At 61.8% G+C, this 15,133-nt stretch carries 9 protein-coding genes, 1 rRNA gene and 1 pseudogene; 7 read left to right on the top strand and 4 right to left on the bottom strand.

Features of this window, described 5'->3' with window-relative positions; genetic code table 11:
• Nucleotides 1-2,191, bottom strand: a pseudogene (locus FQ664_RS01190) (retention module-containing protein); the annotation flags it as partial.
• Nucleotides 2,192-2,935: 744 nt separating this feature from the next.
• Here FQ664_RS01190 and FQ664_RS01185 point away from each other — a divergent pair.
• The 3 genes from FQ664_RS01185 to FQ664_RS01175 all read left to right on the top strand — a co-directional run bounded on the left by FQ664_RS01185 (nt 2,936) and on the right by FQ664_RS01175 (nt 6,717).
• Nucleotides 2,936-3,124, top strand: coding sequence for a hypothetical protein (locus tag FQ664_RS01185; protein WP_144170091.1), 189 nt, complete (start codon nt 2,936-2,938; stop codon nt 3,122-3,124).
• 70 nt (nt 3,125-3,194) lie between these two features.
• Nucleotides 3,195-5,351, top strand: a complete 2,157-nt coding sequence (locus FQ664_RS01180) for a type I secretion system permease/ATPase (RefSeq protein ID WP_144170090.1) — start codon at nt 3,195-3,197, stop codon at nt 5,349-5,351.
• Nucleotides 5,341-6,717: an HlyD family type I secretion periplasmic adaptor subunit gene (locus FQ664_RS01175; RefSeq protein WP_144170089.1), complete on the top strand. Its 1,377-nt coding sequence runs from the start codon at nt 5,341-5,343 to the stop codon at nt 6,715-6,717. The genes FQ664_RS01180 and FQ664_RS01175 overlap by 11 nt, the downstream gene beginning before the upstream one ends.
• Before the next feature lie 131 nt (nt 6,718-6,848).
• Here the strand turns inward: FQ664_RS01175 and lapD are convergent, their stop codons facing one another.
• Nucleotides 6,849-8,795 (bottom strand): cyclic di-GMP receptor LapD, encoded by a 1,947-nt coding sequence (lapD, locus tag FQ664_RS01165; protein ID WP_144170088.1) that lies wholly within the window; start codon nt 8,793-8,795, stop codon nt 6,849-6,851.
• A 10-nt stretch (nt 8,796-8,805) separates the two neighbouring features.
• Nucleotides 8,806-9,567, bottom strand: coding sequence for a cysteine protease LapG (gene lapG / locus FQ664_RS01160; RefSeq protein WP_178090935.1), 762 nt, complete (start codon nt 9,565-9,567; stop codon nt 8,806-8,808).
• A gap of 203 nt (nt 9,568-9,770) precedes the next feature.
• Here lapG and FQ664_RS01155 point away from each other — a divergent pair, with 203 nt between their 5' ends.
• From FQ664_RS01155 to FQ664_RS01140, 4 genes are all read left to right on the top strand, one after another.
• The gene (locus FQ664_RS01155; RefSeq protein WP_144170087.1) at nt 9,771-10,460 is read left to right on the top strand and encodes a GntR family transcriptional regulator; all 690 of its coding nucleotides are present in this window, start codon (nt 9,771-9,773) and stop codon (nt 10,458-10,460) included.
• Nucleotides 10,461-10,570: 110 nt separating this feature from the next.
• Complete coding sequence (locus tag FQ664_RS01150; protein WP_144170086.1) at nt 10,571-11,074, top strand: sigma-70 family RNA polymerase sigma factor; 504 nt, start codon at nt 10,571-10,573, stop codon at nt 11,072-11,074.
• Nucleotides 11,075-11,078: 4 nt separating this feature from the next.
• The gene (locus FQ664_RS01145; RefSeq protein ID WP_144170085.1) at nt 11,079-12,035 is read left to right on the top strand and encodes a FecR domain-containing protein; all 957 of its coding nucleotides are present in this window, start codon (nt 11,079-11,081) and stop codon (nt 12,033-12,035) included.
• 297 nt (nt 12,036-12,332) lie between these two features.
• A complete protein-coding gene (locus FQ664_RS01140) occupies nt 12,333-14,747 on the top strand; it encodes a TonB-dependent siderophore receptor (protein WP_144170084.1) in 2,415 nt (804 codons plus the stop codon).
• 109 nt (nt 14,748-14,856) lie between these two features.
• Here FQ664_RS01140 and rrf read toward each other — a convergent pair.
• Nucleotides 14,857-14,972, bottom strand: a 5S ribosomal RNA gene (gene rrf, locus FQ664_RS01135).
• Nucleotides 14,973-15,133 lie beyond the last annotated feature (161 nt).

The following is a 15,133-nucleotide window of genomic DNA, read 5'->3' as shown; positions in this document are numbered from 1 at the left end:
CTGCCCTGGGTCTTGCCCGCCTCAACAGTGATGGTCTGGCCGTTGGACAGGGTCACAGTCACCGGCGACTGAGCCGGACTGCTCAGGGTCACGGTGTAGGTGATCACACCACCTTCGGTCACCGACGGAGTGGCCGTCAGGGTCGCCGTGGTGTTATCCACCGAGTCATTGATGGTGGTCTGAGCCGGGGTCGGGTTCGGCGTCAGTTGCTCGAAGTTACCACCGGTGGCGCTTTCGATGCTCACGCTGACGGTCGAGCCGTTGTTGTAGACGTCGTTGGCCGGGGTCTCGAAGTCAACGCTGCCCTGGGTCTTGCCCGCCTCAACAGTGATGGTCTGGCCGTTGGACAGGGTCACGGTCACCGGGGTCTGGGCCGGGTTGCTCAGGGTCACGGTGTAGGTGATCACACCGCCTTCGGTCACGCTTGGCGAAGCGGTCAGGGTCGCGGTGGTGGTGTCGACCGAGTCGTTGATGGTGGTCTGGGCCGGGGTCGGGTTCGGCGTCAGCTGCTCGAAGTTACCGCCCGTGGCGCTCTCGATGGTGCTGACGGTCGAGCCGTTGTTGTAGACGTCGTTGGCCGGGGTCTCGAAATCAACACTGCCCTGGGTCTTGCCCGCCTCAACAGTGATGGTCTGGCCGTTGGACAGGGTCACAGTCACCGGGGTCTGGGCCGGGTTGCTCAGGGTCACGGTGTAGGTGATCACACCGCCTTCGGTCACGCTTGGCGAAGCGGTCAGGGTCGCGGTGGTGGTGTCGACCGAGTCGTTGATCGTGGTCTGGGCCGGGGTCGGGTTCGGCGTCAGCTGCTCGAAGTTACCGCCCGTGGCGCTCTCGATGGTCACGCTGACGGTCGAGCCGTTGTTGTAGACGTCATTGGCCGGCGTCTCAAAGTCGACACTGCCCTGGGTCTTGCCGGCTTCGACGGTAATGGTCTGGCCATTGGACAGGGTCACGGTCACCGGCGACTGGGCCGGGTTGCTCAGGGTCACGGTGTAGGTGATCACACCGCCTTCGGTCACGCTTGGCGAAGCGGTCAGGGTCGCGGTGGTGGTGTCGACCGAGTCGTTGATCGTGGTCTGGGCCGGGGTCGGGTTCGGCGTCAGCTGCTCGAAGTTACCGCCCGTGGCTCTTCGATGGTCACGCTGACGGTCGAGCCGTTGTTGTAGACGTCGTTGGCCGGGGTCTCGAAATCAACACTGCCCTGGGTCTTGCCCGCCTCAACAGTGATGGTCTGGCCGTTGGACAGGGTCACAGTCACCGGAGTCTGCGCCGGGTTGCTCAGGGTCACGGTGTAGGTGATCACGCCGCCTTCGGTCACGCTTGGCGAAGCGGTCAGGGTCGCGGTGGTGGTGTCGATGGTATCGGTAACCTGGGTAACCGCTGGTGTTTGCGGCACTGTCACCGTCAGCCCGCCGCCCCCGGTGGTGCCCGTTACGGTCGCCGAAATCTGGCCACCATCGATATACGGGGTATCGTTCGCCGGCACCACGACGTTGACGCTACCAGTGGTCTGCCCGGCCGGAATGACGATTACCGCACCGTTGGACAGGGTGACCACCAGGTTGGTAGTCGGCGCCTGGCCAACCGTAGCGGTATAGACGATTACGCCACCCGCTTCGCTGATGGCAGGGGTAGCGCCAAGAACCAGGTCAGTAGTGACGTTGGCTTCCGTCGTCGGTGTAGTCACCAGGTTGTTGCTGGTGGTGTCCAGCACGCCAACCTCTTCACTACCAGGCGCCGCGGCGAAGCCCAGCCCGTCAGTCTGGAAGCCGACAGTAGGGTCGACCCGGCCCCCGGTCTCTTCGAGCATGACAAAGCTGTGGCCTCCGCCCAGCGCGCCACCACCGCCCGCCGCCGATGGGCCAGCCGCAGTCGCTTCAAGCTCGGTAGTCGGGTCGACACCGGCAGCGATCGCCTGCTGCAGCTCTTCCACCGACGGCGCGGCCTGTGCGGTCGCCTGGCTCAGGTCGGTGCTGCTGCCCGGCGCATCAGCGCTCCATTGGCTGTCGCGACCCAGGTCGAGCAAACGGCCATCGGCCAGTTCCAAAGTAACGGCGCCGCCTGGGCCAGTGAGCACTTCCTCACCGGCCAGCAGGCGGTCCCCTTCGATCAGAACACGCCGGATGCCCTCTGGGGATACCGCAATAACCTGGCCGACAATACTTTTGACGATGGCTACAACGCTGCTCATTGGACTCTCCGTGTGACCCGATGGGTACTTCCCTGCCAGAGCGGCACTTGTAAGCCACTTCAGGCGGAACTATGTCGATGATCTCGTGACGTTTTTTGACGTCAATATTCCGTCTATAACTTTTTGGAATTGACTAACTGCCAAACTATTGACCTTATGGATGCCATCCTAAACAATCGTCCAGGTAATGTCACATTGATATTTGAACCTTAGCCAAGCGTTTCTTGAGGACAAATGTCGTACATCATCGAAAGCGTATTCAGCGGTCACTTCAAGTGCCTTTTCCACGCCTCGGTAGCCGCAAACATTGCGGTAGCACAACTGTCGATCGGCAGCTGTCAAAGGTTCAGGTGTCAATATTCAGGTCACTTTGGCTCGCTCAGGCCACTGCTTGGCTATACAAGCACAAACCTTGCCTGAAGACCGCCGGACAGCGACCGAGGAAGCCAGGCAGAGTCGGGGCCGTACGACAGCTCACGGCATCGGCAGACCGTAGCGCTGCATAACTCGACGCAACGATTTGCCGTAGATCAAAGAGATAGCGAACAACTGCGCAAATACTGCCAGCCCGAATATGAGAAAGCATTGCCGATTGTTAAGCCCAGATCTGTCAGCGACCCGCTTTCTAATAGATGAATTTTGACTAATTAGTTGCAGAATACCGTCAACCAGTCAGCGCCTGTTTCCTGACAAAGGTATAAGTCGATCCCGACTACACCTCTATCGCCAGCTGGATAGCAGGCTATGCTGGAGATTAGCTTCGGCCCGGATGCTGACTGGATCAAAAATGAAACATCTGCCACCCGGCATCGTCTGACGGGAATGAAGACCGTAGAATTGTTTACTCCATACCGATTCAAGGCGACCATTGACCGGTTGCCCAAGCGTCAGGGTGCCATAGCCCTCATGACCACTGCCTGGCAGCACCATTGAACGCCAGGGTGAGCCGACCTGAACGTCGGCGCACCCACCCCACCCACCACAAGGATGAAGAGAGCGCCGCGTGGAATCCGAAGTCAGTCGAGTCCAACTCAGCCACGATCCGCGCAGTCAGCATGACGATCCCCTGCTGGATAGTCTGTTGAGCCTGTGTGTCCTGCACCAGAAACCCGCCAGCCGGGTCATGCTGACCACCGGCCTGCCGCTGCCCGCCCAGCGCCTGAGCCCCGAGCTGCTGCCCCGCGCAGCCGCCCGGGCCGGCCTGCAGGGGCGCCTGCTGCAGCGCAAGCTGGAGCAGATCCCGAGCATCGCCATGCCGGCCATGTTGCTGCTCAAGGAAGGCCGCAGCGCCGTCCTGCTGGGCTGGGAGAACGAAGACACCGCGCGCCTGCTGCTCAGCGAGAGCGATGGCGGCGAGGTGCATGTAAGCCGCGAGGCCCTGCAGAGCGATTACAGTGGCCGGGTGTTCTTCGCCCAGCCGCAGCACAAGTTCGACGTCAACCACGGCAACCTCATCCCGCGGGCGAAGTCGTGGTTCCGCGATACCTTGCTGCGCAGCAAGTGGCTTTATATCGATGCCATCGCCGCCAGCCTGGTGATCAACCTGATCGCCCTGGCCGCGCCGCTGTTCGTGATGAACGTATATGACCGGGTGGTACCCAACCAGGCCACCTCGACCCTCTGGGTGCTGGCCGTCGGCATCGCCGGCGCCTACATCTTCGACCTGATCCTCAAGGGCCTACGTGGCTTGTGCCTGGACCTGGCCGGCAAGAAGACCGACCTGATCATTTCGGCAACGCTGTTCGAGCGCATCGTCGGCATGTCGATGAAGTACCGCCCGGCCAGGGTCGGCAGCTTTGCCCAGAACATTCACGAGTTCCAGGGCCTGCGTGACTTCCTCGCCTCGCTGACCCTGACCAGCCTGATCGACCTGCCGTTCACCATCCTGATCCTGATCGTCATCGCCATCATTGGCGGGCACCTGGTGTGGATCCCGATCATCGCCTTCCCGCTGGCCCTGGGCATCGGTTACGCCCTGCAACGGCCGCTGATGGCAACCATGGAACGGACCATGGCCCTGGCCTCGGAGCGCCAGTCCAGCCTGATCGAGACCCTCGCCGGCCTGGATGCGGTAAAGGTCAACAACGCCGAAAGCGAACGCCAATACATGTGGGAGCAGACCCTCGGCACTCTCAGCCGCCTGGAACTGCGGGTGAAGGTGCTGTCGAGCCTGGCGATGAACATCACCCTGCTGATCCAGCAACTGGCAGGCGTGGCAATGATCTGCGTCGGCGTGTACCTGATCATCGACGGCAACCTGAGCATGGGCGGCCTGGTGGCCTGCTACATGCTCAGCGGCCGCGCCCTCGGCCCGCTGGGCCAGCTCAACGGCCTGCTCGCCCGCTACCAGCAGGCCAAAGTAACCATGGTCTCCACTGACCACATGATGGAACTGCCGCAGGAGCGCAATTTCGAAGAACGCCCGCTGAGCCGCAAGGTGCTGCAGGGCAGCGTCGAGTTCCGCGGGGTCGATTTCACCTACCCGAACCAACAGAACCTGGCCCTGAAGAACATCAACCTGACCATCCGACCTGGCGAGAAGGTGGGCATTATCGGCCGCAGCGGCTCGGGCAAGAGCTCGCTGGCCAAGCTCATCGTCGGCCTCTACGAGGCCGATGGCGGCTCGCTGCTGGTCGATGGCGTGGACATTCGCCAGATCGACGTCAGCGAACTGCGCCACAACATCGGCTACGTGCCCCAGGACATCCAGCTGCTGGCCGGTACCCTGCGCGATAACCTGGTCAGCGGAGCCCGCTACATCGAGGATGAGCTGATTCTGCAGGCTGCCGAGCTGGCGGGCGTGCATGAGTTCGCCCGGCTGCACCCGGACGGCTACGAGCTGCAAGTGGGTGAACGCGGGCAGAACCTGTCCGGCGGCCAACGCCAGAACGTCGCCCTGGGCCGCGCGCTATTGCTCAACCCGCAGATCCTGCTGCTGGACGAACCGACCAGCGCCATGGACAACACCGGTGAAGAACGCCTCAAACAGCGGATGCAGGCAGTAGTGGAAGGCAAGACGGTGCTGCTGGTCACGCACCGTGCCTCGCTGCTGTCGCTGGTGGACCGGCTGATCGTGATCGATCGCGGGCAGATTGTTGCCGACGGCCCGAAAGCCGCGGTCATGGATGCGCTGAAGAAGGGGCAGATCAGTGTTGCATAAGCTGGATGTAGGGCAATTCAAGGATGGCCTGCGGCGCTATTTCAAAGGTTCCGATTCACTGGGCGGCCAGCCGCTGCCAGAGGTCAACAAGGCCCTGATCGAGGATGCGCCGCGGGTCGTGCGGCTGACCATCTGGGGTGTGATCCTGTTCTTCGTGTTCCTGATCGTGTGGGCCAGCGTCGCGCCCATCGACGAGGTTACACGGGGCGAAGGCAAGGCCATTCCGTCATCCAAGGTGCAGAAGATCCAGAACCTGGAGGGCGGCATCGTCGCCGAGATCTTCGCCAAGGAAGGGCAGATCGTCGAAGTGGGCCAGCCATTGCTGCGCCTGGATGAAACCCGCTTCGCCTCCAACGTGGGTGAAACCGAGGCCGACCGTCTGGCCATGGCCTTGCGCGTCGAGCGCCTGAGTGCCGAGGTCGAGGACCGGCCGCTGAAAATCGACGAGGCGCTGCGCAAGGCCGCGCCAAGCCAGGCGGCCAGTGAAGAGTCGCTGTACCAGAGCCGACGCCAGCAACTGCAGGACGAAATTGGTGGCCTGCAACAGCAGCTGGTACAGCGCCAGCAGGAACTGCGCGAGTACAGTTCAAAACGCGCCCAGTACGCCAATAGCCTGGAACTGCTGCGCAAAGAGATCAACATGTCCGAGCCACTGGTGGCCACCGGCGCGATCTCTCAGGTTGAAGTGCTGCGCCTGCGCCGTGCCGAAGTGGAGAACCGCGGCCAGCTGGATTCCACCGCGCTGGCGATTCCGCGTGCCGAGGCAGCCATCCGCGAGGTGCAAAGCAAGATTGAAGAGACCCGCGGCAAATTCCGCAGCGAAGCGCTGACCCAGCTGAACGAAGCGCGCACCGAGTTGAACAAGGCCACGGCTACCAGCAAGGCATTGGACGACCGGGTGAACCGCACCATGGTCACTTCACCGGTGCGCGGTATCGTCAAGCAACTGCTGGTAAACACCATTGGCGGGGTGATCCAGCCTGGCAGCGATATCCTCGAAGTAGTGCCACTGGACGATACGCTGGTCGTTGAGGCGAAGATCCTGCCCAAGGACATCGCCTTTTTGCACCCGGGGCAGGAGGCGACCGTCAAGTTCACGGCCTATGACTACACCATCTACGGTGGGCTCAAGGCCAAGCTGGAGCAGATCGGTGCCGACACCATCACCGATGAAGACAAGAAGACCACCTACTACCTGATCAAGCTGCGCACCGATCGCAGCCACCTGGGCACTGACGAGAAGCCGCTGCTGATCATTCCGGGGATGGTGGCGACGGTCGATATCATGACCGGCAAGAAGACCATCATGAGCTACTTGCTCAAGCCGATCATGAAGGCGCGTTCGGAAGCACTGCGCGAGCGTTGATGATCCTGGCCACTGTATTCAGTGGCCTCCCTGGCCCTATCGCCGGCAAGCCAGCTCCCACAGGTGCAGCGCATGCCTTGAACTTTGTGCTGTACCTGTGGGCGATAGGGCCAGAACTGCAAACCCGAAACTCAGCGCCAGGGTGCAGGCTCACCCACCAACTGCCCCTGAATCCCACCTACCCCCATCTCTCTCAATACCAGCCGCTCCCCTTCCGTCTCGACCCGCTCGGCAATCAGCGGCACGTCGATGCTGTGTGCCGCGCGCTGGACTGCTTCGATGAACAGCCGCTTGTGCTGCTCATGGTCAATGTTGCGGATGTAGCTGCCATCGATCTTCAGGTACGCCAGGCCCAGGTGCGCCAGGTTGCCGATCATGCTGAAGCGCCCACCAAAGCGTTGCAGCGCCAGGCCAAAGCCAAGCACGTGCAAGCGCCGGGTCAGCTGCTCCAGGGCAGACTGCTCGGGCAGTTGCTCTTCGCCAATTTCGAAAATCAGGCGTGGCCCCAGCGCCGTATGCTGGCCCAGCAGTTCGAAGACACGCTGCAGAGCCTTGGGGTCGGCCAAGGTAGCGGCAGACAGGTTAAGCGCCAGCACCTGGTCATGCCCGCGCAGGTGTGCAAGCACCTTCTCCAGCACCAGCAGGTCCAGCCGCGACATCCAGCCGAAGCGCTCCAGCCAGGGCAGGAAGCGCCCCGCCTGCAGTGCCTCGCCCCGACCATCCTGCAAGCGCGAAATCACCTTGTGGTGCAGTACCCGTTGCGCAGTGCCGCAATCCACCACGGGTTGGAAGAACAGCTCGAAATGCCCGCCGATGAACGCTTGGTCGAGCCGCTCGTGCCAGGCATGCTGGCTGTCCGCGGCGACCGCGGCCACTCCCTGCTCGAGGCAGACCCAACCCGGCGTCGGCTGGTTCTCGGCGCGGGCCAGGGCTTCGTCGGCGAGCTTGAGCAGCGCCTGAGGTGCGTCACCAGGGCTGTAGGGCGCAAGGCCGATGCAGGCCACCGGGTCGATATCACTGGCGCCGGTTTCATGCAGGCTTTGCAGGCTCGCTTCCAGGGCCTGGGCAAGCTGTACCGCCTCTTCATGCACCATGCCCGGCGCCAGTACGGCGAACTCCCCCCCACGGCTGCGGGAAATCAGGTCGTTGGTTTCCGGGTAGCTGGCACAGGTGCGACGCAACTGCTCACCCACGGCCTGTAGCAACTGGTCAGTGCGCTGGCCGCCAAGGCGGGCGTTCAACCCCGCCAGCCCCTGGACCCGCAGCAACAGTAGGTAGCCGGCACGCGCTTCTTCCAGGTTACTCACCCGGGCATTCAGCTGCATCTCGAAATAACGGCGGTTGGACAGCCCGGTCAGGCTGTCCTGGTAGGACTCGGCACGCAGCCGCTCACTGCGCTCAGCCTGCTCCGTGAACAGTGCCTTGAGCTTCTCGACCATCTGGTTCATCGCCTGCACCACCCGGCGCAGCTCCGGCGTACGCGGCAGTTCGGGCAGGCTGAGGAATTCACGGCGGGCAATGGCGTAGGACTGTTCGACCATGTAATCCAGCGGCCGCAACTGGCGACGCAAAAGCAAGGCACCGAGTACGGCACTGGCCGCGCCACACAGCAACAACCAGCCCAGGCTGCCCAGGGCGCTTTGCCAGAGTTTGGCAATGGCGAACATCGGGTGGCTGATCACTTCAACGCGTGCGGCCTGCTGCCAGCCGCGGCTGACGATGGCATCGCCACCGGCGGCTTCCAGGCCGATCAGGTGCACGAACCAGCGCGGCACACCGCCGGGGTCCGGCTCGGCGTGGCGCTCCACCAGCACGGCATTGGAGCCCAGGTCGACGACCTTGATGCTTGAGTAGTAACCACTGTCGAAGATCGAACTGACCATCAGCTCGACCATCGCCGGGTCGTCGATATTCGGCGTCAGCGACAGCGCCAGTGCAGTCGCCGCATCCTGGGCGTGCGAGCGCAACTGGTTGACGTATTGGCTGCGCGAGCTTTCCAGGCTGACCATGAAACTGCCACTGAAGGCGACCACCAGGAACAGGCAAATGGCCAACAGCAATTGTTTGAACAGTGACATCTGTGCTCCTTCAGTAAACCGGCTCGGCCGGGAACCCTTCGGCCTGCATTTTCTTCAGCAAATCCTGCCAGCGTGACAGCCGCTTGGTATCGCCGACCTTCTTGTTGCCTGCGGCGCCCGTCAGCCACAGCCCCTCACCATTGAAGGAATATACCGGAAGCAGGTCGGTACGCTGGCTGGCCGGCTTGATGGCATCCATCAGGCTGTCGAGCACCAATGGTTGTGCCTGTGGGCTTGAATAATAGGTCAGGACCATGTGCGCCCGGTTCTGCCGCAGCGCCTTGACGTAGGTGATGCGCAGCTTTTCGCTGGGTATGCCCATGCGCCGCAGGCTGAAATACTTGGCGATGGCGTAGTCCTCGCAGTCCCCTGCGCCCTTGATCAGCGCCTGCACCGGCGTGGCCCAATAATCGACCTCATGCCACAGGTCGATGTCCTCGACATAGCGCAATTGCTGGTTGAAGAAACGGTTGACCACCTGCAACCGCTCAAGCTCAGTACCCTGCTTCTGCGTAGCCATCAGGTTCTGCCAGGCATCGATACGCCCCTGCCCGGCGCCTAGCTGCCCATACAGGGCCTGCGACTTGCGGCTGATCTGGGAAAAGTCCCAATCCGCGTGCAAGCCGCCCAGCAGCAGACTGCCCAGCAGCGCAGCAAGGCCGACACGTTGCACAGCGGTTTTGAGCATCCAGGATATCGCCACTGCGAAGCCCTGTTCAGGCCAGTCGAAAGCAGCGATGGTGCGGCTTGCCACGGCAAAAGACAATGGCACCCTGCAATCATGCACCCGCTGGTCAGTCGACCTACACTTTCTGGTTATAACCTTCTATAGGTCGCTTCCTTTGACCGGCGACTTCATCCACCATAGCCGCGCTTTTGGGGCGCCCGTTCCATTGCGGGGCAGGTTTGACACCCCCATGAGCTGTTACTAGTGTCATTGGATCCAACTTTAGTCATCGTTGAGGCAGACGTCGCGTGGCCGAGAAAATCAAATTGAGCAATGTGCTGGCCAGCGAGCAACTGTTGCCGCACCAGGCCCGTGGCGTGATCGAAGAACGCCTGCGCAGTGCCATTCTTGATGGCCGCTTGCCCCCAGGTACTGCCGTGCGACAACAAGAGCTCGCCACCTTGTTCGGTGTCAGCCGCATGCCCGTGCGCGAGGCCCTGCGCCAGCTCGAAGCGCAATCGCTGCTGAAAGTGGAGATGCACAAGGGGGCGGTGGTTGCGCCATTGATCGGCGAGGACGCGATGGACACCTATGCCTTGCGCGTGCTGCTCGAGACCGAGGCGCTGCGCCAGTCCATTCCGCTGCTCGATGCCAGCGACATCGCCAGCGCCCGCGGGTATATCCAGCAACTGGAGAACGAAACACGCCACGCCGAAATCGGCCGCCTCAATCGTCTGTTCCACATGTCGTTGTACAACAAGGCGCCGAACAAGAAACTGCTGCGCCTGATCGAGGACGAACTGAACCAGGAAGAACGCTTCCTGCGGTTTCATCTTTCGTCCATGGGCCTGGGCAAGCTCACCCAGGACGATCACAACGCACTGGCGGATGCGGCCAGCGACAAGCTGGTGGACGAAGCAGTAGCAGTGCTGGAGCGGCACCTGAATAGCGCATCGCGGGTAATCCGCAAGTACCTGGATACGCAACTGGGGCGCTAGCGGGTAGTAACTGCGCGCACGGCGCAGTTGGATGGGTTGCAAATTGATCGGCCCCCGCCAACAATGAGACTAGTTATCATTCATGTCCATTGATGCCAGCGCCCTCCCCCATGCCCAGCAACGACTCCGTGCAAACGCTCTACCGTGACCACCACGGCTGGTTGCATGCCTGGCTACGCAGCAAGCTGGGCAACGCAGCCGATGCCGCAGACCTGGCCCAGGACACCTTCGTGCGCCTGCTGCAGCGTCGCGAACACCTGCAACTGACCACCCCACGGGCGTTCCTGCGTACGGTCGCGCGTGGGCTGGTGATCGACCAGTGGCGACGCGAGGAACTGCACAGGGCCTATCTCGAGGCACTGGCACAGGTGCCGGAAGCACAAGCCCCCTCGGCCGAAAGCCGTGAGCTGCTGCTGGAATTACTGGAACGCATCGCGCGCATGCTCGACGGCCTCAAGCCCAAAGTACGCCGCGCATTCCTGCTGGCCCAATGCGAAGGGCTGAAGCACCAGGCCATCGCCGACCAGATGGGGATCTCGGTGCGTACCGTGGAGCGCTACATCGCCGATGCGCTCTACCATTGCTACCTGCTGCGCTACGCAGACGAGTGCTGACGCGATGACCACCGCACCGCCTGGCGCAACAGCGGTCAGGCAGGCCATCCAGTGGATGCTGAGGCTACGCGAGAACGGGCATGACCCTGCCCTGCTGCAACAGTGCAGGCAATGGCGCAGTGCCCGCCACGAAAACGAACAGGCCTGGCAACGGGTGATCCACCTGCACCAGGACCTCGACCTGCGTGCCACCCCCGGCGCCGGGCTGGCCTTGCAGACCCTGGAGACCAGCCAGCGCCGCCTGCACCGCCGGCAGGCACTGAAGCTGCTTGGCGGCGTTGCCATGGTGGGGACGACAGCATGGCTGGGCAAAGACCTGGATACGGTCAACGCCTGGGTATCGGATTACGCCACCGGCACGGGTGAACGACGCAGCTTCGCGCTTCCCGATGGCTTACTGATGCAACTCAATACCCGCAGTGCCGTGGACCTGGCCTTCAATGACCAGCAGCGCCTGGTCCGCCTGAAGCAGGGGGAAATGATGATTACCTGCAGCCCACAGCCCCCCTTGCTCGTACAGACGCGCGACGCGTTACTGGTAGGGTTCGAAGGGCGCTTTGTGGTACGCCAGGACAGCGATTGCACGCGGCTCAGTGTCAGCCATGGCAGGGTGGCGATACACCGGCCTGGCAATGGCCAGCTGCAATGGATCGAAAGTGGCCAGGACTGGCGCCTGGATGCACAAGGCGCACACCGGCTCGAGCAAGTGGACATGGACGCGATGGCCTGGACCGAGGGGCTGATCGTCACCCGGAACATGCGCCTGTTCGACTTCCTCGCGCAGGTCAGCCGTTATCGCCATGGTTACCTGGGCTGCAGTGACGACATTGCCGATTTACGCCTGTCGGGTGTGTTCCGCCTCGACGACCCGGAACAACTGCTGCAGCTGCTGCCGCGGACGCTGCCGGTGCGGCTTCGCCAACGTACACGTTGGTGGGTGCGTGTGGAGGGGCTGGTCTGATCTGACGGCGGCTATTGCGTTCAGGGCTGCTATGCAGCCCATCGCCGGCAAGCCAGCCCCCACAGGGATCGCACAAGGCCTGACGGCGATGCAATACCTGTGGGAGCTGGCTTGCCGGCGATGGGGCGCGCAACGGCCCCAATAGCTTTTTTGACGGGTTTTGGATGCCGGTCCGGCTAGGACAGTAAGCGACACCTCCTGCCCTCACATTTCAACGGACCCCTCATGCCTACTGCCCCCGTGCACACGCACGTTTCCAACGCGAATGATTTTCGACCTGTCTTGCACTCAGCACAATTGCGCAAAGCAGTCCGGGCCGCCCTGTTTGGCACCGCCCTGGGCCTGATAGCGGTCCCGCAACTGTCCGTGGCAGCTGAAACGCCCCAGCAGAGCCATCACTATGCGATCCCGGCCGGCCAGCTGGATGACGTGCTCAACCAGTTCGCCCGCCAGGCTGGCATCACCCTGTCAAGCACACCCCAGCTCACTCAAGGCTTGCAGTCAAACGGCCTGCAGGGCCAGTACCCCACCGCTCAGGCACTGCGCCAGTTGCTCAATGGCAGCGGCCTGGAGGCGCTCAGCCAGAACGGCCGCAGCTACGTGCTGCAGGCACAACCCCAGGGCGCTGCAGTGTCATTGCCAGACACCGATGTCCGTAGCTTCACCCTTGGCAACGCACTGGGCAGCATGGCGGGTTACAACGCCACCCACAGCCAGGTGGCAACCAAGACCAGCATGCCGCTGCTTGAGACATCACAATCGGTCTCGGTGGTTACTCGCCAGCAGATGGACGACCAGGGCTCACAAACCGTTGCCCAAGCCATGCGCTACACACCTGGGGTGCTGACCAACCCCTACGGTGCGACCCATCGTTATGACTATGTGGCCATGCGTGGCTTCAACGACGGCTCGGTGGACAACATCTACGTCGACGGGCTCAAGTCGATGGGAGACAACGGCACCTACAGCACCATGCAGGTGGCCCCATACTTCCTTGAGCGCATCGATATCCTCAAGGGACCTTCGTCGGTACTGTATGGCCGAAGCTCGCCAGGAGGCCTGGTGGCACTGACCACCAAGAAGCCACTGTTTACCCCCTACCATCAAGTCCAGGCCACGCTCGGTACCCAGGGCCAGCGTGGCATGGGTTTCGACTTCAGCGGCCCCGTGGATGACGACAAGCGTATCGCTTATCGCCTGACAGGCCTGGCGGACGCTTCCGATACGCAGTTCGACCACAACAAGGAAGATCGCTACGCCATCGCGCCGGCCGTCAGCATCGACTTCAGCGAAGACACCTCGCTCACCCTGCAGGCCTACCTGCAACACGACCCCAACGGCGGCTACCATGGCGGTAACCCCGCAGACGGCATGCTGCACAAGCGCAACGGCTTGCGCCTCTCGGACCACTTCTTCGAAGGCGAGCCGGGTATCGACAATTACGAGCGCACCCAACAATCCTTCAGCTACCAGTTCGAGCATCGCTTCAACGATGTGTTCACCGCACGACAGAATTTCCGCTACCAGGATTCCGATGTGTCGATGGACCAGGTGTATTCCGCCGGCTGGGCGGATGCCGACAGCAATATCCTCAACCGCGCCTATACCGGCGGCGACGAACGCCTGCATTCGTACATCATCGACAACATGCTGCAGGCGGAATTCTTCACTGGGGCCGCCAAACACACCCTTCTGCCGGGCACCGACTACCAGCGACGCAAGGCCGACGTGGCCTGGCGTTATGGCACCGTCGAGCCGCTGGATGTCGGCAACCCGCAGTACGGCAATGGCAATCTTCAGGTGCTGGGCGAGAACCGCTACCAGCGGCGTTTGCAGCAAACTGGCGTGTACCTGCAGGACCTGGTGGAGCTGGACCAGTGGCGCTTCTCCTTGGGGCTGCGCCAGGACTGGGTGAAGGTGTCCGAGGAGAATCGCGAGAGCAACACCAAGGTCAGTGATCAGCGCTCCAGATTCACTACCCGCGCCGGGGTGCTCTACCTGTTCGAGAACGGGATTGCGCCTTATGTCAGCTACTCGGAGTCGTTCAACCCCAATACCGTGTCCGACCAGGAAGGCCGCCCTCTGGCACCAACCGAGGGCACTCAATGGGAAGCCGGCATCAAGTATCAGCCACCGGGTAGTGACAACCTGTTCACCGCATCGGTGTTCCGCATCGAGCAGGAGAACCTGGCCTCGAAGCAGCCTGACGAGGACTTCTATCGCCCTGTAGGGCAAGTGCGCTCACAAGGGCTGGAGCTGGAAGCCCATGTGCAGCTGACCGACAGCTTGAAGCTGCTGGGCGGCTATACCTTTACCGATATCGAGTACACCAGGTCGATGCCCAGCCTTGTGTCGGGCAACCTGGACAACAAGGGTAATGCGCCAACCCAGGCACCGAAACAGATGTTCTCGCTGTGGGCTGACTACCACTTCCACCAAGGGACACTGGATGGCCTGCGCTTGGGCGGTGGGGTGCGGTATGTGGGGTACAGCTGGGTGGATGCGGAAAACAGCATGAAGGTGCCTTCCTATACCCTGTTTGACGCCTCGATCGGCTATGACCTGGGCAAGGTCGGCCTTCGGGGGGTGGATGTACGCCTGAACGCCAATAACCTTACCAATGAACGCTACATCACCTCGTGTGCCAGCCTGAATTACTGCTACATGGGTGAAGAGCGCAATGTCAGTGCCACGGTCAGCTATCAGTTCTGAGCATATGGCGGCGGCTGATTCATGGCACGGGATCGCGCTAGCCTGAAAGTAATAACCCGGAAAAGACAAAGCCCCTGTCTGCATCGCAGACAGGGGCTTTGGGTTTGAATCTTGACGATGACCTACTCTCACATGGGGAAACCCCACACTACCATCGGCGATGCATCGTTTCACTGCTGAGTTCGGGATGGGATCAGGTGGTTCCAATGCTCTATGGTCGTCAAGAAATTCTGTGTGCTGGCCCGTCTCTCGGACGTGCCGGCGAATCTCTGTAGTTCCTACTTAAAGACAAAACCCCTACCTGCCTGCGCAGATAGGGGTTTTGCGAAATGAATCTTGACGATGACCTACTCTCACATGGGGAAACCCCACACTACCATCGGCGA

It is taken from the genome of Pseudomonas persica, assembly GCF_900291015.1.
Taxonomy (GTDB): Bacteria; Pseudomonadota; Gammaproteobacteria; order Pseudomonadales; family Pseudomonadaceae; genus Aquipseudomonas.
Note: the sequence above shows the minus strand (reverse complement) of the source record. Positions and strands in the feature narration are given on the sequence as shown.